Consider the following 23,664-nt stretch of genomic DNA (forward strand, 5'->3'; position numbering starts at 1 on the left):
GGCTAGGCAAGTGGTCAAGTCGTTACCGTTTATGAAAAACTATTCTTTTCAATATAGGCTGCTACAAAATCCGGAGTTTCTCGTTTCAATCGTTTCAGGTTTTCATGAAATAGCGTTAAGTAGCGCGGGTCAAATCCTTCACGCTCCCATTTTTTAAACGACATTCCTATCTTTAATGTTTCGATGAGCACGCTGTTTCCCATTTCGTTTTCTCCTAGCGGCTCCAGATAGAATATGGGGGTGCAGGTTATTAGCGCATCGGCAAACGTCATGCCCCCAGGCTTCGAAACCATAGCCTTACCGGTATTAACCAGGTCCAGAATTGGGTGATAGTGATCCTGGTTAGCGTAGTCGATCATATTCGCTGTAGTCATTTTTCCGATAGCTGGAAAAGAGTCCTTTTGGTTGGCATCGCCGACCATATCCCACAGAGGATCATTCATGAAAAACGTGGTGCCAGCCTCTTCGGCATCGAAATCTTCACTATTGCGGATGATAATATTTCTATGGTAACCTTTCGCGACCAAACCGGTTGTGGATGCGATAAAATCGCCAAGTGCCCATCCTCCGCCGTGTATCAATATGCTATTATCTCTTTCCATATACGGCCGGCAACTAAAAGCCGGGATTTCAAACCGGTAGTTGATCTGCTGCTTGGCCATGTCGTAAAAATAGTATACATCATCTATGGCTAGACTGGAGTGGTTGACCCAGGTATGTGCATGCCCTGCATCCATTCTACAACAGGATATCTTGATCTGTGTGGAAGCAGGTCTGAAATCTTTCAGAATTTCAAACCACAAACCAGAAAAACATACGAAGTGAATGGAGGTCTCTTTCGACCAATCTGCATACCGTGCGTTTACTTGACTTTCATCTGTGCTGGCTCGATAGTCTACCGGAACTTTATTGGCTAACTGCGCTAGCTTAAAATTTGTAGCGAAGGCTTCCGCGGTGTCGCGGAATAGCTTTTTCTTCTCTGTATTGTATAACCTTTCGAAAAGTAGGATTTCAGCCGCCATTCCCATGCGTTCAAAATTCTTTTTAACAAGTAACGCCGGAAAATAGGTGCCATAGCCTATGGCCGATGTCAAAATTTTAATCGAAGGTATCATGTGTATGGTCAATCCTTTTTTATCTCCTGATGGAACACTGTTTAACTTATTTTAAAAGTAATATTTAAATGTGATAATCGTACAGAAGTTACCACATTCCACATGTTTTTCCTGTTTCGTTTCGCTAATTCAGAACATCGTGTATTTATCAGGCAGCATGGCCTCTCGAAAGCGGATAAAAAAATCGCGATGTCCGCATCATCCACGCAAGGGAGCGCGTAAAACCACTGACAGTAAGCGCCCTTTATATGTTTTTATTACGCAACATAAAAAACTTTTTGTAGCTTTAGCTAGCAACTAATCGCAAATGAGCCTACCTAATTTCAATGAACAGTTGTTTCAAGTTTTTCATCAACATGTCTTTGATTCACCACAGGCATGTTATCTCCATACCCTAGATGGGCGTTGGTCTTATACCGAAGCAAACAACGTTATCTATGGTGTTAGTGAGCGGATTAAGAGCGCTTGTTCCGCAGGCACTACAACTATTATTCTAAACTTCAAGGATCAAAAAAAACTTTTGTTTGCCTTTTGGGCCTGCACAGCCCTACAGGTGCACGTCGTACTGATGCCAGACCATGATCATAACGAGCTGCATTATCCTGCTGAGATTGGTGGACGGGAAGCAGTCTTGCTGTTGTCCGATTATTTAACATCAAGCGCTACCTTGGATTTTGATATTGATGGGGTAGCTGAATCCGCGGACTGGCAATTCGATGGTCGCCTTGCTGTAGCCGTGCCGAATATTTATTTTTTTACAAGTGGCACGACGGGGAATGCGAAGCTTATCAAAACAACATACTTTCAGTTGATAAATGCCATGGCCAGTATTGCCGAGCATGCGATGATGCCCTACACCTACCGTCAACAGGTTTTAATCAGCGTCCCCTTATTTCATTCTTATGGGATAAGTGCAGTTATAGAGTACACACAGGGGGGAAGCTGCCTACTGTTGCCAAAAGCGAAGGACAATATTGCTCCGCTTCAAGCGCTGCTTGACAAAAAGGTAAGTACTACCCTTACAGCTATAGAAGGCGTACCCTATTTTTACAAACAGCTTGCGCTACTTTTAACACGCGTGGAGCTGCCGAAGATCGCCCATATCGGGTTTGGTGGAGATACTGTCGCGCCGGAGTTGCTACAGGACCTGTATGAAGCCTTGGGAAACAGTTCGTTTTCTGTTCGATATGGCGTGACCGAAATTCCATCGGTCATCGCCTTAAATTTTTTCGCATCTACAGCAGTCCCCAGCCCTTTGTCTTTAGGGCGAGTCGTTCCGCTATATAACGTATTGGTAAACGACGAACAAGCGGGAATGGATGCTGCACATTCGTTTGGCGAACTGATTATTGAATGTGAGGTGGCCCCTAAAAAAACAATACGGGTCGCTACGAATGACATCGTGGAAAGGATAGGTGACAGCTTTCTTTTTAAAGGACGGACGACCTACATTAAGCACCGAGGCTATAAGATTAATCCGGTGGATATTGAAAGTTTTATAAATAAGCATGACGACGTACGCGAGTCCAAAGTTTACCCGCACAACAATACGTTGTTAGCGGATATTGTTACAGCAACCGGCGCACTGGATGGCATAGCGCTAAAGGCATTTTTGGGCCATCATTTGCCAAGCTATTTGATTCCGGAAGCTTTTGTCGCGGTAGCGGCAATCGATCGAACACGAACAGGCAAGATAAAACGCGAGAGGATAACCTAGTCTCATGAGGCGCTTGGATTACAGGATATAGATACGGCTTTAACTATTTTTTTATGATTGGAATATTGACTTTTTCCCGATGCTATAATTACGGTGCTTTTCTTCAAGCGTACGCCTTACATCGATTTTTGCTGGAACAGGGATACGATAATGAACTTATTGATTACAGGAGCCAGAAGAGCATCGATAATGAATTAAACGCGTTGTGGGCGGAGGGTAAAGGGAACATAGGGTTGAAGATAAGGATAGGATTAAAAATTTTGAAGTTTAGACTTTACCACAGTAAGTTTAAGAAAACGAAGCACTATTTCAACAGAGAAGAGCTGGCACAGAAACATTACGATTTGGCCATCGTGGGGAGTGACCAGATATGGTGTTATACGAAGGAATGGGGCGGCGTTGATACTCCATACTTTTCGGATCAGCTTTCCGCAGATAGCATCATTTCCTACGCAGCGAGCATGGGGCCTGATAAGTATGACCAGCAGCATCCGCGAAGCATTGTGCGGCTGATGAAAAATTTTCATGCTTTAGGGGTGCGCGATACCAATTCCTATAAATTTGCGCAACAACTGAATCCTACAACGCCTACGCTGGTCTTGGACCCCACCCTAATCTATTCCTTTGAAAAGGAAGTCAAACCTGTCAACCGTAAAAAGTATATTTTGTTTTATTCAGACGGCTTGCTTCCAGATGAAAAGACGCTGATTACCCTTAAAAAAGTGGCCAAGAAAAAGGGACTACAAATCGTTTCCATCGGTAAGCATTTTGAATGGGCCGATGTGAATGTAGTTTGTCCATCCCCATTTCGTTGGATGGGGTATATCAAGAATGCGGACTTTGTCTTTACCTGTATGTACCATGGTTTGCTCTTTTCGATAAAATTCAATAGACAATTTGCTATGTTTCTCATCCCAGAGCGAGAGAACAAATGTTTGGACTTTCTGAAGCGATGCGGCTTAGCGAATCGGGTGGTTAAAGAAGCGGATCAACTTTTTGCGTTAGTAGATACTAAAATAGACTATTTGCCAGTAAATAGCTTTCTGCAAGAGCAGCAGGCCCTATCAACCACATTCCTGATCCAAAATGTAGCAGACATTACGGTTGTTGAGCATGCGGAGGGGTAGACAGCTTAATTGTTACGTGTCGATGGGAATGCATTTTTATGCAATTTTTACCCCAAATATATACATGTTCGCTCTGTTTTTCATGACATTAACCGAATTCCGATGATATTTTTTGCGTTTTTTTGCGTATTTGGTTTTTTATTTATATTCTTACATGAGAATTAGAAAAAGTCTGTTGGCTATCCCAATATGGGAGCTTCTGACCATCTATAAACTAATAGGCCATATCGTAATGGAAACGTAAAAGGCCGACAACTTATTTGTTATGAAAATTCAAAAAATCAGTTTATTTATCTGTTTATTCTTATTGGTTTCGAAGCCCTCCATTTCGCAAATTATCCCGGGTGCAGATCGGATAACCGAATACCTCGACTACCTCAAAGGGAAGCGGATCGGAATGGTGGTGAACCCAACTTCCCGGATAGGCGACAAGCCTAGCGTGGATAGCCTACTCGCCTTAGGTGTCAATATTGTTAAGGTGTTTGGTCCGGAGCACGGGTTTCGTGGAGATGTCGGAGCCGGCGTTAAAGTAAAGGATGCTGTTGATCCGATCACGGGCGTGAAGGTTGTGTCGCTGTATGGGAAGACCAACAAGCCAACAAAGGAAATGCTGGAAGATGTTGACTTAATGATTTTCGATATCCAAGATATTGGCGTTCGCTATTTCACCTATCTTGCCACGATGCACCGGGTAATGGAAGCTTGTGCGGAGCATGGAAAGGAGCTACTCATCCTAGATAGGCCGAATCCAAATGGATATTTTGTGGATGGTCCGATATTGGATATGGCTTATAAATCTGGCATAGGTATGCATCCGGTTCCTATCACACATGGAATGACTGTGGGCGAATATGCGCATATGATCAATGGTGAAGGGTGGTTAGCTAACGGTATTACATGCAAAATAAAGGTTATTCCTGTCGCAAATTATTCGCACGATATGGAATACATACCTCCGGTGAATATGTCGCCGAATATCAACACGTACCAAGCTGTTGTCTTATATCCGGCAACCTGTCTTTTTGAAGGCACTGTATTAAGCGAAGGTAGGGGCACCATGTTTCCATTTACCGTGATTGGCGCTCCCGAATTTAAAAATGTTTATGACTTTTCATTCACCCCTAAAAGTATAAAAAACATGAGTGCTACGCCAATTCATTTGGGAAAGAAATGCTATGGTTTAGACTTGAGAAATGTAGACTTGAAGAGCGTCAGAGAAGCAAAGGCAATAAACCTGTCATGGCTTATCGAGACGTATAACAAATATCCTAATAAACAGATCTTTTTTGATAACAAGCAGAGCAAGGAAATTGTGGTCTTTGATAAATTGGCTGGAGGGCCTCTGCTGAAACAACAGATAATGGATGGTATGAGCGAAGAAGAAATACGTGAAAGCTGGAAACCAGGGCTTGAGAAGTATAAGCTGATTCGTAACAAATACCTATTATATCAATAACTATTTGCAGGATCAGATCCTTCGCGGCTCATGAGCGTAGCGCGGAGCATACTGTTTGCTCCAACTATCTGCGGCACCAACATTTCTCTAATTCAACGGGGTACATGACGTTCACTCAAACATTTCGATATTTATTGCTGGTGCTTTGTTTTTTCATAAGCATTGGCACATTCGGGCAAGATTTCAAGCATCAGGTTATCGGAAAGGTTGTGGCTCAAGATTTGGCGCCGATCTCCGCAGCGACGGTGACGCTAACGGACGGTGCGCGGAACATTATCGCCACTGCCGTGACTGATAGTTTGGGCGCATTCACGCTTCGTTTCCACGAAACCGACGCGGATCATCGCATCACGGTGCGCCATCTCGGATATCAGGAATATACGTATGCTATGCGGGAGGGGCACACCAAAGACCTAGGGACAATTCAGCTCATCGCTTTAAAAAATGTGCTAAGCGCAGTTGAAGTCAAGGCAAAGCCAAAACTAATTGAAGTGAGTGGGGGGACCATTATCTACAACGTGGAAAACTCAATCGGCGGTAAAGATGTTTCTGCGCTGGAAGCGTTAAAACGCGCGCCAGGGGTATATGTTGAGAATGAAAGTGCTATTACCTTAAATGGGAAAGGCGGTGTTCAGATATTGATCGATGGAAGGCAAACGTATCTATCGGGTAGCGAGCTTACTGATTTACTTAAATCCATTTCATCCAATGACCTCAAGTCTATAGAAGTTATCAATAGCCCCACGGCAAAGTTTGATGCATCGGGTGCAGCGGGCATTATCAATATCAAAACAAAAAAGAATCAGATCACAGGCTTAAACGGAAATATAACCAGTGCCGTGGCCTATGGAATTAGTCCGAAACAGCTCCAAAATATGTCCGTAAATTACAGGGTAGATAAAATAAATGTATTTGGAAGCTATAACCATACGCTAGGAAACTACAATTATATTTACGGGTCTGATCGAACCCAGAATGGAAAAAACTATACGAGCGATACGGATGACATTGATAAGCGTCAAAAAATGTCGACGAGAATGGGCATAGATTATTTTCTGAACGAGAAGAACACAATCGGTTTTTTGGCAAATGGTAATTTTATCTTCGGTGGTGGTATAACCGATACGCGAACGGAAATCAGGACATTACCATCTACGGTTATTGAGGAAACGTTGGATGCGGTGAACGATTACTATGGGCAAGGTACCAGTCGTTATAACTTTAATTTGAACTACCGCTATGAGGATACCCTGGGACGCACGTTACAGGTAAATGCCGATTACGGCTTATTTGACAAATGGAACAAAAACCTGCAATCAAATACGTACAGAAACAGGCAGGGCCTCATTACGGAAGACAATCTGTACCGAACATTGAATGACATCGATATCGATATGATGGGTGTTCAGATCGACTACAGCACAAAACTTTGGGAAGGTGTTTTGGAAGCCGGACTTAAATATTCGCAGGTTGGTTCTGCAAATGACTCGCGTTTTTTTCATGTTATGCCTACCATAGACAGTTTGGATAACCGACGCTCGAATGATTTCAACTTTACGGAAAAGATTTCCAGCGCCTATGTAGATTACAAACGAACGATGAATAATTGGTCTTTCCAGGGAGGTCTGCGCTTAGAACTCGCGAATTCGGAGGGTCTTCTGTCGTATAGGGAAGATGGGAAAGACATGAACAACGTTATCAACCGAAAATTCACGAACCTTTTCCCCTTTCTCTCGGTAACGAAACCACTTGGCGCTAATCAGAACTTGTCGTTGTCTTACGCCAAACGTATTGAGCGGCCCGCTTACCCAGATTTGAATCCATTTATTTACATGCTGGACGAGCTTTCGTTTTGGCAAGGCAATCCCTTTCTAAATCCCCAATTGACGCATCGGCTTACGTTGCTTTACTCCTTAAAAAATGCAACAGTTGTCACGTTCAACGTTGCTTATTCTGACCAGTTTAATGCGAAAGTGACAGACACGCTAGAGACGGAAAAGATTGTGATGATCAGTAGAAACGTTGGCACGCAAAAGCATTGGTCGTTAGCACTAACCCAAAATTATTCGCCCAAGCCATGGTGGGAGCTGTCATTCAATGGTTTGCTGTACTATATCCAAAATGATGTGTCTTTTGATGATTACAGAAACCTAAACTTACGGCAGGTCGCTGGTCGCGTGAGCCTGTTACAAACCTTTCGTCTTCCTTTTGCTATGAAAGCGGAAATCGCGGCCACCTATAATTCGAATAGGTTAAGTGGAGCAAACATTTTTGCCAAAGCCATCAGCCAGGTCGACGTCGGCGTTCAAAAGTCTTTGTTGAAAGATAAAGCGTCATTAAGGATTGCCGTTACAGACATATACAAGGGCAACCAAAGCAGAAGCAACCAAAGTTTTCCTGGTTTTCAATCAAGCAACTACGGATACTTCGAGTCGCAGCAGGTGCGCCTCAGCTTCAGTTACAATTTTAGCAAAGGCCAATCCAGCGCCCAGCGTACGCGAAAATCGGCTTTAGAAAGCGAGAGCGGAAGAATTCAATAGCTATATCAGTCCCCCTTATCAAATTGTATCGTTCCATAGATTGAATTATCCCAGGCTGGATTCGTTTTGGTTTCATCGGCCCAGGTGATGATGCTTTTCCTTCGCGATATTGCTCCTGGCATCATGGGGTCGCCATCATTATCAATAACGTTTAATTCGAACCGAATACTTTCGTCTTTTGAGGGGTGAATGCCTAGTAAGCCCCACGGGATGCTACATTCATAGAGATAGCCATCTTCATATTTTTTATAAGAAGACTTGATTGCTGAAAATGGTCCTGTTGCGGTCCTTTCTTGCCCACTCAAGCTAATCGTGTCTGCTCCATAGGTTAGCCGAAAGTAGTTGAGGGTGTTTTCCTTCTTATCTTTTAAGCCATTATTGAAATAAAACTCGATGCCATCAAGCTCTTTGATGCGAAGGTCGTACATTTTTTCGACCGCCGTCGTCGCATACATGACAAAGGGTTTGTCATCTCGGATTTTAACTAAGAAATACAGGTATTCCGAATCCCACAGGCCTTTAAAACTTGCTTCCAAGTCTTTTGGATCCATGACGCCAGTCAACGGAAATCTCCTGTTGGGCAGAGGTTCCCAATCGCAATTCTCCCAATAGGGATCCATATCGGCGTCAATGATGATTTGTTGATCAGTCTCCTTCAGCGCGAGCGTTTTCATATTTCCTTTGCCGCAGCAGCAAAGTGCTAGTAAACCTGCAGTGGCACAAAAGGTAATTAATCTTGTTTTCATAAGGTGCGTTTAAGGTTCTAGGAAGAAGTTGTTTCGGGTTAGCGAGTCAAATAAGGCATTCGCGATCATGGCATGTCCGCTTTCGTTGATGTGGCTATCAGGATGAGAAATGTTCTTAGGTTCAAACTTTAAATTCAAAAACAAACTGTGTACGCCGTGCTGATTAAAATAATCAGACAGATTATTTTTTTCCAAATAGTAGGAAACGTGTATCAGCTTAGCTCCATGCTGCTGTGCCAGATCCTGCGCGGTCTTCAATAGCTCCATCGTCGTTGCGGTACTCATATAATGTTCTTCCATCTCGTTACCGCGCGCTATCTTGTCTCGATACACCCGCATGAGCGTAGCGCGGTGTGATTTCCAAAAATCATTGATTTCCGCTCGGCAAAATGCACGGTATATGTAAGAGCAGTTGTAGAAAAACTTGAACATTTCCATATCCTCTAACTCGTCGACCATACCTTTAGCGATCGTTCTTGTCGAATCATTCGTGTAGGTTATCAAATAGTCTTTGTAAACATCTCTTTCCATAGCACCGATACTTAACGGAAAACTCATTTCAAAGAGTATGAGATCTGGCTGATAAGCCAGCATGTCCGACTCCAGAATTTTTAGATTAGCAAGTCCTCTTCCTAATCCATCCATACTGAAATTAATGACCTCAACCTTCGTCGCTGTTTTATTGAATAGATCTTGGAGTTGAACGGAATAATTTTTCTCGCCATCCATGTAGATCCCCGTTGCGAACGATGCACCAACCACGGCTATACGTGTGGTGCCAGGTTCTTTCTCTTGCCTTACTTCCGTATTGTAAAGGCCATGTGTATTGATCTTTACATGTCTTTTTGCAATTCCAGGCTTACTGAGGAAACCCTCGCTTGAGGGAATATGTCGATAAGCGATTGTACTATCCGGTTGGAAGATAAGGGGTGAAGCTTGATCTTTTAACTCTTCCCGGTAATACATTCTAAAGAAAACTTCGGCGACTACGAGTATCACTAACACAGTAATCAAGGAAAATTTAATGGTTTTTTTCATCATGACATGGTATGGGTGCTATGCGTCATCTCGGTATATCTAGCTTACCGGCTGTTTTAAAAACCGGCTGATAAGGATCACATTGGTTACAACAAATATAGAATATAAACCAGCGTAGGGCGAGGCAGATTTGTAAATGGCTAAAAGAATCATGGCGGAGGTTAACGAAATGCCAAAGAGATCAAAGTATACGCTTTTTAAACGTTTCTTTGTCGTGGCTATAAAAGCAGGAATAAGAAAAAGTGATAGCATGATGGGATATCCGACAGCGTGATACCCTACATCGCTATGGTATTCCATGCTGGAGATAACTGGAGATACAAGAAATAGGCTTATGGCAACGTTTGTCATTAGGGCCAGAAACAGCCCTTTCAATCCCATCAATACAGTGGCCAACATTACCCGATGATAGATTATTTTCTGGTACACTGCGCCAATTACCTTTGCCCACACTAGGTAGAAACGGGGTTGCTTCATGTTGGTGGAAGCAAGATACATTTTGTGGCTCCAAAAGGATATCGAATACCGCAACCCGTAGCCGATACGTCTCGAGAGCGGAATGTCTCGATATCTTGGGGCAACACGCTTTTTTAACGCGGTTTTAGGCGACCTTTTTGCCAATCGAAACGAAAGCCCCTCGCGGCGATGCCGGATGCCTGCAGCTTGGGTTTTTTCAATAAATGCAGCGTCCACTACGGTAAGGCTCAACTCATCCGCAGCAAGACCTGCCTCTATTAAATCTTGCAGCTTTCTATTGCGCACAATGACGACGTTGGTACCCCTGTAATCGGAAGAGTAGGGTTCTATCCAAGCATCCCCAAATGAGATATCTGCTGTTTCAGAAACCACATCATCACAAAAGTTGCAGGCTTGATTCATAAAAAAGCCGGCGCCCCAATCGCCATCGGCCATTAACTCCCAATTCTTTTCTATCGGTTTTTCTGCCGAGCGGAAGAACTTTGCAAAATAAAGATTAGCGGGTCTACCTTCTTTCTTTGATCTGAAATCGATAGAAGACACCGATTTAAAATCGAGCTGAGCTTGCATAGCGAAACTCTCCACCATTTTGCTGCTTTTCATATGACCGCAGAACAAGCCCAATGTATACGGTATACGTTCTTTAAACACAGGATAGGTGGCACGTAATAAATGTACTGCTTTGATAAAACAAGGTATCCCGACAACGGCATATCTCCCTGGGCTATCCGCAATCAGCTTTAAGACATCAGCCATTTCTGTGGGGTAGTACCTGGATTTTGCCCCTTGGGCAATCTCGTCCAAACTGCTTGAAATGCGATATGAAAACAGGGGCGATTGACTGTCTGTTGTTGGCGCGGCAACAACGTGCACTAAACCATCAATCAGTCCTCGCTCTAATAAAGCAGATGCTACCCAGCTCACCATTCCGCCGGAGCTTCCATTTTTTCTGAAGGAATCTTTTTTACTAAAGCCTACGTAGGCCTGTTCATATCGGCCAATAGTGGTGCTAACTTCTGCTGCATTGGGAAAATTCTGCAACGCGATCTGGTCTTCGTTGATTGCCAATGGGGAGAAGGGGCAGGTTGCGCTGAGCGCTTGAGATGGGGTGTCGAACCACTCCGATTGACCTTGCGGCTTAAGCTCACCATATTTATCAAATTGCATCGTTACACCATTTGCGCTGTACTGGGCAGCACAACTGCCACAGCCAATGCAGAGACCAGAGCCTATGATATCATTGGGGCTAATCAATTTTTCCATACATTCGATTCTCCTGTGGTTTTAATCAATCTTGGTTACCTAGCAATTTAAGCCTGTGATGCGTTCCCCACTCACGCTACTTTATGGACTTATCAACATATAATTCATGCTGTTTTGAGCGAAAAAATATGAAATTTGCACACTTTAATTCATACTAAGGTAAGTATTTATTGTGTTATTTTATCCATAAAAATCTATCTAAAAAACTGTTATGGATAATAAATAAATATCATTAACTTTAGTAGAATAAAGCTAAAATTATGGATACAAATACAGAGTTCAATGAAAAAATAGCTAAGGTGCTTAGCGCAATATTAGGAAGAGAAGTGCATGCCGATTCGCTAAATGATGATACCGACTTAATTGATGGCGTCGGATTAAATTCATTAGATTTTTTGCAATTTATTCTCAAGCTTGAAAATGAATTTGATGTGGAGATAGATATTGAGAAGCTCGAATTGCGCTACTTCAAAAAAATGCGTGACCTCAAAAGTTTCATTGCTGAAGCTCAAGGTACTGCGCTTTAGTTGCCGAAAACGATAGCTTTCAAGAATGAGGAGGATACTGATTGTCATAAACTCTTCAAGACTTAGTGGTGCTGAGCTAAGCATGATCACCCAAATGAAGTTCTTGCGAACCTGTAATGAGTTGGTTGTGGTCGTTCCGGCTGGCAGCGTGCTTATCCAGCAATTTGAGGGATATGGCTATCGTGTTATAGCCATGGACATGGTTCGTTTTGCGAAGCGGCGAGCATTTGGCGAACAGCTCCGTCATCTCGTTCACATGTTGAAACAATCCGCTCATTTATCGCGCATAGTCTTTCGAGAAGATATCGATATTGTCTGGGCAAATTCTGTGCAGAGCTTACTCTATACCTTCTCCGTACGTTTTTGCACACGCGCGAAGGTCATATGGACCGTCAGAGATGCCATTTCAACGAGATGGCATGGATTCCTGTTCTCCATCTTCGCTACGCAGGTTATCTGCATTTCGGAATTTATCAGCAGGCAGTTGCCAGCCAGCAAAAAAAGTAAGGTAATCTATAATGGGGTCGATTTGGATGTATGGAGTCCTGACAAGGTTGGCGGGGCAATGTACCGTTTAAAATCCGAAGAGGCGCCCACAGTCTGCATCGGAAATATCGGCCAATTAATCCCTTGGAAAAATCAATTGCATTTTATCCGCATCGCGCGCATCATCAGTAATGCCATTCCCAACGCCCATTTTTTTATTATTGGGGATGATCTGTTCGCTGATTATCCCGACTACCGGCAAGAGCTTAAAAGGGAGATTATGGACGCTGATATGGTCGATCGCATCACGTTTCTAGGGTATAACGATGATATAAAAGCTGTAATGGCCGGTTTGGATATGCTCATCCATACGGCAATAAATGAACCATTGGGGCGGGTTATATTGGAAGCAATGGCCATGCAAAAGATTGTCTTTTCTTATGCGAGCGGTGGGGTCGCCGAAATCATTGACAATGGAAAAGATGGTTTCCTTGTTCCGGCAAACGACTATGAGGCTTTGGCAAAAAAACTGCTTTGGTTTATCGAGCAAAGCCCGGAATTTCAATATTCCGTACAAAAAAGCGCAAGGGCGAAAGTAGCGCAGAAATTTAATGCGCGTTTGCTAGCTGAGCAGATCACGCGTGTGGTGGAGTAATAGAATCAAGCCCGCTCATGCGACATATGGAAGCGGCTCAGCTCTAGCTTAACGTTCTTCCGATCATAGTCTTTCGTGTCATGATCAAGATGCGTAACAGATCATTTCCTGCCCACGGCCACCGCCTGAATATCCTTTTATTTTTTGGGAGTACCTCCCATCTTGACGGTGCTCGAAAGATGCACTGCATTATCGATAAAAGGGAGAGGTCTTGATCATTTATGAATAACCCCACAAGTCGGCAATACGCTATCTTGTGGGGGTTTGTAGAGGCTTTACCAGATCTTATTTCAGTTCCAGTACGGTTAGAATCGGGAAGTGATCCGAAGGAAATTTACCAAAATACGTGTCAGTCAATACGCCCCATTTAATCGCATTAAAATGCGTACTTATGAACACATGATCGATGATCCTGTTGCTTCTGGGCTTACGGAATCCGTTTGCAGATGAATTATTCTGATAAGGATGGTTTACGTTGGCGTGTACATCCACAAGTGTACCCGAACTGGCAATGGTTTTGTACCAAGATGATTCGCGGTCGCCATTAAAATCTCCAGTAAGCACGACGGGGGCGTCTCCTGCAATTTTCCTAATGTGCGCAAGGATTAGCTTAGCACTCTCTTCCCGTGCTACAACGCCTTGATGATCGAAGTGGACGTTAAAAACATACAGGCTTTTGCCGCTGCGTACATCCTTAAGATATACCCAGGAGCAGATGCGGTTGCAGCAGGTAGCGTCCCAGCCAAGGCCAGGCTTGGAAGGATTTTCTGCTAGCCAGAAATCGCCACTTTTCAGTAACGTAAATCTATCCTTTTTGTAGAAGATAGCTGAATGTTCTCCAGCTTCCTGACCATCGTCGCGCCCCTTGCCATAGCGGCTGTATTCGGGCAGCGCAGCACTGATATCGTCCAACTGATTTTTAAAGCCTTCCTGCGTACCGAGTATGTCAAATTCGTGAAATCGAATAAGACTCGATACGATGGGAGCACGATCCACCCACAGGTTACCCGTGTCGGCAGGGTTATCGTACCGGATGTTAAAACTCCCTACTGTAATCTGCTGCGCTTTCAACCCGAACGCGAGGAATGCGAATAGGGCTATGGTCATTAATGTTTTTAAGTTCATATCTTTTTCTTATCGTATGCTTGATCATTATTCCCAACCTGGGTTTTGACCCAAATTTGGATTTCGTTGTAAATCATTGAGCGGAATAGGGTAGTAGTACATATGCTCTTTCCAGTCTCTTGGAATTTCGTTCATCCAGAGCAGCTCGCCACTGCTGCCGTTCTTCAAAAGCTGTGAGTTTGTAATAGCCCCAATCGTGGCAGATACGTTCACATAAGTGACCCCGGGTACTGGATTGGGGCGTGTACCTTGGTAAAAGGCGACATCAAGTATACCGTCCTCATTGAGATCCAACGGCGTGTTTAATGCCGGTACGTAGAAACCATTCCACTGCTGCTCCATAAGTTCACCTCTTCTCCACCGTAATATATCCGAGAAACGCAAGCCTTCCAGGCTGAGTTCGATGCCGCGCTCTCTGCGAATTTCTAGTAGGGTAGGATCGCTGATTTCCGGGAAGTAATGAGCTATTAAATAGGGGTCTGCCGTGGTCGGTTTACTGGATAAACCGCCGGTAATACCCGCTCGTGCACGCAAGACACCTATCGTGTTTGCCCAGTCGGCATCGCTCAATGTGCCAAGCTCTGCCTTGGCTTCGGCATAGTTCAGCAGTACCTCCGCGTAGCGGAATAACGGAATAGCGTTATTGTTTAGCGCACCTGCATCATAGTACATATCGTCCAACGTCCATTTGATAGGTTGGTAACCGGTAAATGTGTACGAAAATACGGGCGGGGCAGGCACCTGTTGCCCGTTGTTGATGCGCTTGTAATCGCCAGAGCGGATGGTTTGTTTTAAGCGCAGATCCCGATTTTTAACTTCGTCCTTAAAGAGCATCGTCTGGTAGTTTTGCTCATTTGTAAACGGCGTGCCATCGAGCTTTAGGTAAGTGTTGATAAAGGTTCGTGTAAAGCTCGCTTTGGCGCCGTAAGTACCGCTTGTCCACCACCAATTGGCTTCGTTCAAGATGCCTAGATTAACATCGGCTACCGCAGCTTGCAACACTTCTGTTGCAACGGGAGCCGTGCTGGTAAATACTTGGCGATAAGCTAAATTTGTGCCGCCAGCGGTATTGATCGTATAGCCGCCGTTTGCCATGATAGCACTTGCTGCGCGCTCCGCCTCGCTCAGCCAACTATTTGCGCTGGCGGCTAAGTCTAGCGAAGGATGGTATTTTCTAAACGTTCCTTCGAAAAGACATACCCGCGCTTTGTAAGCATGCGCAACCCACTTGGTAACCGTGGTTCTGCTCGGATCGTTCGTGGCGAGGATATGCTCGCAGGCAAAGTTTAGATCAGCGAGAACAGAATCCATCACCAAGGCTCGCGAATCTCTTGCACCATTAAGCCGAGGATCTTCTAAGTCGAGCGGTTCACCGATCCAAGGCACATTGCCGAAGCGCTTTACTTTCTCCATATAAAAGTAAGCACGGTAATAGCGGGCGATACCCAGGTAGTTGTTACGCACCTGCTCGGGCACAGCCGGATCGTTACAGTTTTCGATAAAGTAGTTGATGTTCCGGAGATCTGTCCAGGTCCACCCGGAGCTGTTGTTGGCAGCGAAAGCACCCGGACGAAGGAAGTTTTGCACTTCCCTGACGGCCAGGTAATCAGACATGGCATCTTGGCTGGTCGAATTGCGGGGAAGGAAGCCCATGTTATAAAAGCCATTCGTGTACAATTTCAAGCCGTTCTCGGTTCCAAAAACAGCGGATTTCGTGGCTGTGGACTGTGGTTCTTGGTCTAGCTGTTTACAGGCTGCTGCACTCAAACAGGCTAACAAAATCCATATATAGTTTCTCATAGTTTTCATGTGTAAATAATTATTTCATGAGCTCGCTAAGCTCGGTCTTGTATGGGCAAATGGAATGTCCAGATTATCTTCGATAAATTCGCTACACGCGCTTATACTCTTGTGGGAGTTTGGCAATCGTGGCGCTTTCATTCCTGACATTGCTTAAAGGCGATACGCTAAAACCCGAAGTTTAATCCCAATGCATAGCTCTTCATCAACGGATAGTTATAGCCGTCGCCATTTGTGCTATTCGGATTCAAATCCTGATCAGAAGGAACAGCATTTTCCACATCGATGGTTTTCACGATTTTATACATCGGCGAATAGGTAAATAGGTTTTCGCCAGAGAAAAATACCTTTAAACTCCGAGCACCAATTTTCCGGCTGACCTGGGCCGGAAGCGTATAGCCGATCTGTATATTTTTTAAACGTAGATAAGCGACATTTTGTAGATACCGCGTCTGCGCGACACCAAGTGTCCGGTTGGTGTTGTTGGATGCGGCTCTGGACATGGTGCGTGGAAAGTAAGCATTTGTATTCTCAGGTGTCCACATATTGCCGACGTGAAAGGTTGGAATGTTGTTATAAGGTCTGTTGTACTGTCCCCAGAACATTTCGCTCTCCGTAGAGGGGTACCATTGCTGTTTGCCCACGCCTTGGAAGAATGCGGCAAAGGAGAAGTTGTGGTACTCAGCACCGAGATTTAATCCATACATATAGCGAGGGGCAGAGTTTCCGATAATGCGTCTATCGCCCGAATTGCCTACACGGTTTTCGCCTACGTTGATAAATCCATCACCGTTAAGATCGCGCAGTTTGATATCCCCCGGAGCCCAGATATTGGTGGGCGAGGCACGCATTTGCGGACTCTGTTTAGCATGTGCATCGATATCGGCCTGGTCGATGAAGAAGCCCTCCGTTTCATATCCCCAAATTTCGCCCAATACCTGCCCTTCATAATAATCTGATAAAAGCTTATCGGGGTTGTTGTACCGGTCGATTGTCGATTTATTATCCGACATCGTAACGCGTACATTGTACCGGAATGGTTTGCTGGCATCGCCAAATTGATCATTCCACGACAAGCTTGCTTCCCAACCGCGCGTGGTCAGATCGGCATAGTTTCCTTTGGGTACGGCGGTACCAAACAGGGCAGGGGGTGTCAGCGCGTTGGTAAACATATCCGTGGTTTTACGTACATAGGCATCTGCGGTGAAGCTTAACCTATTGGAAAGCATCGTCAGATCCAGTCCTATATTGGTGGTTGTGGAGGTTTCCCAAGTCAACCCAGCGGGCAGTACCGCAGGCATCCCCGTTGTTTGAGGGCGCACACCGTTTAAGATCACATTAGACTGCGCAATATTGAAGATCTCTTGGAAAGCATACGACGCGATGTTACCATTTCCAAGCGAGCCATACGAAGCACGCACCTTGAAATCAGAAACCAGATTTTCCGAGACGGTCCAAAAGTTTTCTTTATTGATTCTCCAGCCCCCGGAAACCGATGGGAAGAAACCGTAACGCTGGTCGCTTGGAAATTTAGAAGAGCCATCATATCGTGCGTTGACCTCTAGCAAATAGCGGTCTTTAAAGGAATAGTTTAATCGGGAGAAACCACCTAAAATGGCCCATTTCTCATAGCCACCACCTGTTCCAATAGATTGCCCAAGGGCAAGGTTTAAATCGGTAGCATCCTCGAAAATAATCCCGTTTCGCTGAACAAAGTTGCGATTGTAGGTAGACTGCTCGTAGTTGTAGCCCACCATGGCTTTTAAGTAATGATCTTCAGCAAAGCGATCTTCAAACTCAGCGAATATATTGGTGGCTAGATACTGTGTTTCACGTAGGTCGACCATCAAATCGTTGGTCGTGGTGCCGATAAATGACGTGACGCCCACCGAATTGCTGTAGGGCACCTGCACACGTTTTTGCCGGATATCGTTATTGGTATTTCTGAACGTAAAATCGGCATTGACACGTAATTTGTTCTCGAAGAAATTACTCCGAATTCCGGTGATGTTTCGGAATACCTGTCTTCTCGTATCTCTTCCGTTTTTTCCATAGATAAAATCACCAACAGTATAGGCTGCTGAAAAAGTAAGGCTGCCATCAGGATTGAACATGGGCATGGTGGGGTGCCCCTCATCGGCAATATTACGCCAGATGCCGCCGCCCTCGCCCACATTGATCGGGTTGTGGTAATTCATCACCGAGTAATCCGAATTGTTCTCAATTTTCAACCAGGGGAATACCTGTATTGACCCGCGCGCTCGGATGTTTTTCATGGCATAATCGTCGCTATTATGACGAAACAGACCATCTTGCTTTAGCAGGCGGCCTGAAACTAAGTAGGATACTTTGTCGTTACCGCCCGTGATAGACAAATTATTTTCCATCGCTGCCGTATTGGGCTTGTAAAGCTCTTTGTAGTAATCTACGCTCCCATAATACGTGTATTCGCCCGTTACCGGATCAATCTCTACTTCGTTGTAAGGTTGTCCGGATTCTACGCGGCGTTTAAATTCGTCGAGGTAAGCTTGAGAAAATTTCTGTGTTTTATTGGCGTTCTGCGGGAAAGATCCGTCACCATTGATAAAGGCCTCTGCAAACATTTTTGACCAGGTATAGCCGTCGGTCACGAAATCGGGAACCTGCAATGGGTTTTTGATCGCGTAATTTCCTGCGTAATTCAATTGTACCTGACCTTTTTTTGCTTGTTTCGTGGTGATCAATACCACACCGAAAACACCGCGTGCACCGTAGATAGCTGCCGATGCAGCATCTTTCAGTATCGAGACGCTTTCGACATCATTCGGGTTGAGCAAGCTAGGATCGCCTTCAAATCCATCGATTAATACCAAGGCGCTTCCGCCTTGTCCGATCGACGTGGTTCCGCGGATGTTGTAAGATGGCGATTGTGTCGGCTTGCCATCGGCCATGCGGAGATTTAAGTTGGGGAGCAGGCCTTGCAACCCTTGCGTGAGGTTTGTAATTGGCCGGTTCTCCAATACTTTGGACGTGATTTGGTCAACGGCGCCGGTCGCGTTTTCCCTTTTCTGCGTGCCGTATCCTACGACAATCACTTCGTTTAGCGTTCCGGACTCTCCGGTAAGCTGAACGTTCAGCGTATTGTCCCCACTCTTGATAACCGTTTTATCATACGTAGCGGTGGTGTAGGATACAAAGCTAACGACGATACTATATGTTCCCTCGGGGAGGTTGATACGAAACGATCCCTCTTCATCACTCTGGGTTGTCAGATTGAGTTCTTTGATGAGGATGTTTGCTCCTGCCAACGGCATCCCGTTCTGATCAACGACTTTGCCGCGAAGCGATGCATTTTGCCGCATGGGGTAGATGTGTTCGACGATACGCTTGTCTGCTGCTTTGCTGGGCGTCATCATGCCTTGATCTGTAAGGTTGGCCGCGAGGGCAATGAGCGCAACCTTCAGAAAAAAGTTTTCTGCTTGTTTCATTAGAAATTGGGTTTAGATTACTATCGATACGGATATCGAATGGCCAAAACTACAGCTGGGAAATGAATAGAATATTAAGGATACATTACTAATTAGTGAGTTTATTCTTTTGAATTATCCTGTCATATTAAGTTAGTATGAACGTCCAATAACATACGCCTAGCGCTCTGAACTATTAACATGTTTAAAAAATCTTGTATAAATAATCTACCGCCAGATGCCGAAAAAGTAGGAGGCCTCTAAATGCCACCCCAGCCTATTTACCTAGAAATTCGTCAAGGTGAATTTTCAGTTAAAAACCTCTATAATTCTTTTGTTAACAATGTGTTAACAACTCATTAGCAATCCATTAACAATGCCGGGGAATATAGGTTCTTATATTTGGGTATTAACTAAATCGTTTTAAACTAAATTACCTGTTATGAAAAAGCGGACCAAGCTTATTTATGCCCTCTTGGCGGGGTGCATACTCATCGGAACCGGTGGTTGTGAAAAGGAAAACGTTCGGCAATATGATCTGCTGCCCGAACAGGAAGAACCAGAGATGGATATTACTTCTTCCGGTACAATCTCCGTCAATTTCGACAATGCTAGCGGCGCTGGCGGCAATGAAGGATCTCTGAAACTGGTCGATAACGACTACAATTCTAAATTTCTGATCAACCCTTATCGCGAAAACCTGTATATGCAGTTAGCATTTCCAGGAGGTATTGCGGTATCTGCTTACGTGCTAGCATCAGCGAACGATGCGCAGGATCGCGATCCAAAGAATTGGCAGCTGGTAGGGTCTAACGACATGGAAAACTGGACGGTATTAGACAGCAAAACGGATTACATGTTTACCTCTCGCCTGCAAAAAGTTCGTTTCGATATCGAGAACGCTACAAAATACCGGTATTACAGATTGAATGTAACCGCAATCCGGGGAGGAACCGGCCTGTTCCAAATGGCAGAATGGCGATTGATATACGACCCAAATCGTCAAGCTAACTAACAAATTTACCTTCAATTAAAAACAATTATGAATAATAGCAAATTACTATTCATGATTGCCTGTTTTGCTGCTATGCTATTGGCTACCAAGGCCAATGGGCAAGAAAACCTGCAATCAACAGTCTCTGGTATTGTACGAGACGAATTGGAAGTCGCCCTAAGTGGTGTCACTGTACAAAACAAAACGACCGGCGAAACCTTGGTTACCGGCAACCAGGGGGATTTTCGAATTCGCGCCTTACGTGGAGACTCCATCACCTTCAACTTTGTAGGTTACAAGACCTACATCACCCGCATTGGCAATATCACCAACCTAAACATCACATTAGAGGCAGATAATCAAAGTATCAATGAGGTTGTCGTGGTCGGATTTGGCGCGCAAAAGAAAATATCTGTCGTGGGTGCGCAATCCAGCGTCAACATTGATGACCTGAAACAGCCCGTAGCCAATCTTAGTGCGACCCTTGCGGGGCGTATCGCCGGCTTAGTCGGTGTGCAACGGACAGGTTTGCCTGGCGGCGATGGCGCTGACCTATGGATCCGTGGTATATCCACATTTAATCGTTCCGGGAATAATGCTGGTCCACTGGTTGTCGTTGACGGCGTTCAAGGTCGGGACATCAACAGCTTCGATCCCGAAGATATTGCCTCATTTTCTATACTGAAAGATGCCGCGGCTACGTCCGTGTACGGTGTAGCAGGAGCAAACGGTGTGATCTTGATTACTACGAAAAAAGGCAATAGCGGAAAACCTACCTTGATGTTCAATTACAACCAAGGTATTACGGCTTTCACGCAGCGGCCAGAACTTACAGACGGCGTTACGTACATGCTGCTGCGCAACGAGGCGCAGCGTGCTTCGGGCATGACACCTGAATACTCCAACAATTATATTAACAATACCATACTAGGCACCGATCCGTACCTATATCCTAATGTGAATTGGATGGATGCTTTGTTTAATGACATGTCTGATAACAAGCGTGCAAATTTTAGCGCCCGGGGCGGATCAGATTTTGCCAACTACTATATATCAGGTGCGTATTACGATGAAACGGCCTTGCTCAATACGGATGCGTTGCAAAGCTATAATGCTTCCACACGTTTCAAGCGCTACAATTTTACCTCCAACGTGGGTATGAACTGGACGAAGACGACGAAGTTTGAGTTAGGGATTCAAGGGTATATCTCGAATTTGAACTATCCGGGGGTAAACCCGCAGGATGCATTTGCCAATGTTATGCAAACCAACCCTGTTTTGTATCCCGTGATGTACCCCGGAAATTTTGTGCCGGGCGTAAGTTCTGCCGGCGCACAGCCAAACCCATACGGGCAAGTTACGCAAACCGGAACGCAAAACACATTTAGAAATCAAATCATGTCTAACGCACGATTGATTCAGGATCTGAGTTTTTGGGTGCCGGGATTGACCTTCAACGCCCTGTATTCTTTCGACATTTGGAACTCACACCGAATCAATAGAACGCGTACGCGAAGTACGTACCTCATCAACCGTTTATTCCCATACGATGCAGACGGAAATCCTATCTTAAACATTATTTCGCAGGGCTCTGACGACCTTGGTTTTTCCAGGGCGAATGATTCCAATCGCCAGTTTTATACGGAAGCATCGTTAAACTACAACACCACGATTGCAGACGACCACAGCATCACAGCGATGTTGCTGTACAATCAGCGCGAAGAGGTGCGGGCGTTTGCCGACAACGTAACATCCTCGCTGCCCTACCGTAACCAAGGTATTGTTGGTCGATTGACGTATGGATACAAAGACAAGTACTTCTTCGAAGGAAACTTTGGCTACAACGGTTCTGAGAACTTTGCGCCAGGGTTTAAATATGGCTTTTTCCCTTCTTTTGGTCTAGGTTGGGTTGTATCTAATGAGAAGTTTTTCGAGCCTTTGGCAGAGAGCATCAACTTCTTGAAATTGCGTTATTCCAACGGTATTGTGGGTGATGGCGGAAATGGAGGCCGACGGTTTGGCTACTTAACACTTGTAAATACCAATGTTGACGGGGGGGGCTATACATTCGGAAACGGCACCAATAATGTCGGATACGCTGGTGGTGCCATTACCGATTACGGAACCGACGTGCGCTGGGCCGAGGCTCATAAACAGAATTTAGGTATCGAAATCAATACGCTAAAAAATAAGCTATCGTTAGTCGTTGATTTCTTTAAGGAGCGCCGTAGTGGTGTGTTTTTGCAGCGCGAATCATTGCCTAATTTTGTGGGTCTAAATAGTGCTCCTTGGGGTAACCTGGGCATTATCGAAAACAAAGGGTTTGATGCGACCTTAGAATTGAATCCTTTCCCGATTGGAAATGTATTTGTCGATATGCGCGGAACATATACTTTCAACCGCGACAAGGTCATTGAAAATGATATGCCACGCCAACCCTTTCCTTACATGGAGCGCCGTGGGGTAAACTATCTGTCTAATTTTGGCTACGTAGCCGACGGGCTGTTCCAATCTCAAGCCGAAATTGACGCGCATGCCAATCAATCCGCGCTAGGGCAGCAGCGTTTGGGTGACATCCGTTATAAAGATCTCAATGGCGATGGTATCATCGATGCCAACGATATAACCCGGATTGGCAACGGCGACGTGCCTAACCATATATTTGGCTTCGGCGTAAATTTCACCTACAAACAGTTTTACATTGGGGGCTTTTTCCAGGGCGTGTCTGGTGCGGAGCGGCTGATTTCCGGAGATGGTATCATCCCGTTTAACAATAGCACGGGCGCTGAGCGTAGTAACTTATTTGCCATTGCCGAAGATCGCTGGACCGAAGAAAATCCGGTAGCAAATCCCTTTTATCCACGTCTGGCTTATGGTAATACGGCGAATAGAAATAACGCTGTTGCCTCTAGCTGGTGGATTAAAGATATCGACTTCATTCGCTTGAAGACCGTGGATTTAGGCTACAACTTGCCAAAATCTACTGCGGAGCGTTTTCTGTTGCGCAATGCACGCGTTTACTTGCAAGGCTACAACCTACTAACCTGGAGCAGTTTTAAATTATGGGATCCAGAATTGAATACTTCGAATGGATCGCGGTATCCAAACATCCGTACACTTACATTAGGCGTTCAAGCTTCTTTCTAATATCG

Annotated in this window: 15 protein-coding genes; 8 read left to right on the top strand and 7 right to left on the bottom strand. The window is 44.8% G+C overall.

Annotated features, from left to right (window positions below):
• Positions 1-29 precede the first annotated feature (29 nt).
• Positions 30-1,115: a glycosyltransferase family protein gene (locus tag B0I21_RS09220; protein WP_133640184.1), complete on the bottom strand. Its 1,086-nt coding sequence runs from the start codon at positions 1,113-1,115 to the stop codon at positions 30-32.
• Between the two features lie 307 nt (positions 1,116-1,422).
• Between B0I21_RS09220 and B0I21_RS09225 the strand changes: the two genes are divergently transcribed.
• From B0I21_RS09225 to B0I21_RS09240, 4 genes are all read left to right on the top strand, one after another.
• Entirely contained in the window at positions 1,423-2,832 is a 1,410-nt protein-coding gene (locus B0I21_RS09225; protein ID WP_133640185.1) for a class I adenylate-forming enzyme family protein, read from the top strand.
• Positions 2,833-2,885: 53 nt separating this feature from the next.
• A complete protein-coding gene (locus tag B0I21_RS09230) occupies positions 2,886-3,959 on the top strand; it encodes a polysaccharide pyruvyl transferase family protein (RefSeq protein ID WP_133640186.1) in 1,074 nt (357 codons plus the stop codon).
• Positions 3,960-4,224: 265 nt separating this feature from the next.
• On the top strand, positions 4,225-5,415 hold the full coding sequence (locus B0I21_RS09235) for an exo-beta-N-acetylmuramidase NamZ family protein (RefSeq protein ID WP_133640187.1): 1,191 nt from the start codon (positions 4,225-4,227) through the stop codon (positions 5,413-5,415).
• A 104-nt stretch (positions 5,416-5,519) separates the two neighbouring features.
• On the top strand, positions 5,520-7,955 hold the full coding sequence (locus B0I21_RS09240; RefSeq protein WP_133640188.1) for an outer membrane beta-barrel protein: 2,436 nt from the start codon (positions 5,520-5,522) through the stop codon (positions 7,953-7,955).
• Between the two features lie 5 nt (positions 7,956-7,960).
• Here the strand turns inward: B0I21_RS09240 and B0I21_RS09245 are convergent, their stop codons facing one another.
• From B0I21_RS09245 to B0I21_RS09255, 3 genes are read right to left on the bottom strand one after another with little or no spacing between them, the layout of a single operon-like run.
• A complete protein-coding gene (locus B0I21_RS09245) occupies positions 7,961-8,701 on the bottom strand; it encodes a sugar-binding protein (RefSeq protein ID WP_133640189.1) in 741 nt (246 codons plus the stop codon).
• Positions 8,702-8,710: 9 nt separating this feature from the next.
• On the bottom strand, positions 8,711-9,739 hold the full coding sequence (locus B0I21_RS09250) for an SGNH/GDSL hydrolase family protein (protein ID WP_133640190.1): 1,029 nt from the start codon (positions 9,737-9,739) through the stop codon (positions 8,711-8,713).
• Positions 9,740-9,778: 39 nt separating this feature from the next.
• Positions 9,779-11,479, bottom strand: coding sequence for a Coenzyme F420 hydrogenase/dehydrogenase, beta subunit C-terminal domain (locus B0I21_RS09255; protein ID WP_133640191.1), 1,701 nt, complete (start codon positions 11,477-11,479; stop codon positions 9,779-9,781).
• Positions 11,480-11,739: 260 nt separating this feature from the next.
• Between B0I21_RS09255 and B0I21_RS09260 the strand changes: the two genes are divergently transcribed.
• Positions 11,740-12,006 (top strand): acyl carrier protein, encoded by a 267-nt coding sequence (locus tag B0I21_RS09260; RefSeq protein WP_133640192.1) that lies wholly within the window; start codon positions 11,740-11,742, stop codon positions 12,004-12,006.
• Positions 12,007-12,031: 25 nt separating this feature from the next.
• Positions 12,032-13,147: a glycosyltransferase family 4 protein gene (locus B0I21_RS09265; protein WP_133640193.1), complete on the top strand. Its 1,116-nt coding sequence runs from the start codon at positions 12,032-12,034 to the stop codon at positions 13,145-13,147.
• A gap of 285 nt (positions 13,148-13,432) precedes the next feature.
• On the opposite strand, the gene B0I21_RS09270 is transcribed toward B0I21_RS09265, so the two are convergent.
• From B0I21_RS09270 to B0I21_RS09280, 3 genes are all read right to left on the bottom strand, one after another.
• Positions 13,433-14,272, bottom strand: a complete 840-nt coding sequence (locus tag B0I21_RS09270) for an endonuclease/exonuclease/phosphatase family protein (protein ID WP_133640194.1) — start codon at positions 14,270-14,272, stop codon at positions 13,433-13,435.
• Between the two features lie 27 nt (positions 14,273-14,299).
• Positions 14,300-16,072 (bottom strand): RagB/SusD family nutrient uptake outer membrane protein, encoded by a 1,773-nt coding sequence (locus tag B0I21_RS09275; RefSeq protein WP_133640195.1) that lies wholly within the window; start codon positions 16,070-16,072, stop codon positions 14,300-14,302.
• A 167-nt stretch (positions 16,073-16,239) separates the two neighbouring features.
• Complete coding sequence (locus tag B0I21_RS09280; RefSeq protein ID WP_243836004.1) at positions 16,240-19,539, bottom strand: SusC/RagA family TonB-linked outer membrane protein; 3,300 nt, start codon at positions 19,537-19,539, stop codon at positions 16,240-16,242.
• Between the two features lie 421 nt (positions 19,540-19,960).
• On the opposite strand from B0I21_RS09280, the gene B0I21_RS09285 reads away from it, so the two are divergent.
• Positions 19,961-20,533, top strand: coding sequence for a discoidin domain-containing protein (locus B0I21_RS09285; protein WP_133640196.1), 573 nt, complete (start codon positions 19,961-19,963; stop codon positions 20,531-20,533).
• A gap of 27 nt (positions 20,534-20,560) precedes the next feature.
• Positions 20,561-23,659: a SusC/RagA family TonB-linked outer membrane protein gene (locus tag B0I21_RS09290; protein ID WP_243836006.1), complete on the top strand. Its 3,099-nt coding sequence runs from the start codon at positions 20,561-20,563 to the stop codon at positions 23,657-23,659.
• The last annotated feature ends 5 nt before the right edge of the window (positions 23,660-23,664 follow it).

It is taken from the genome of Sphingobacterium paludis, from assembly GCF_004364125.1.
Taxonomy (GTDB): domain Bacteria; phylum Bacteroidota; class Bacteroidia; order Sphingobacteriales; family Sphingobacteriaceae; genus Sphingobacterium; species Sphingobacterium paludis.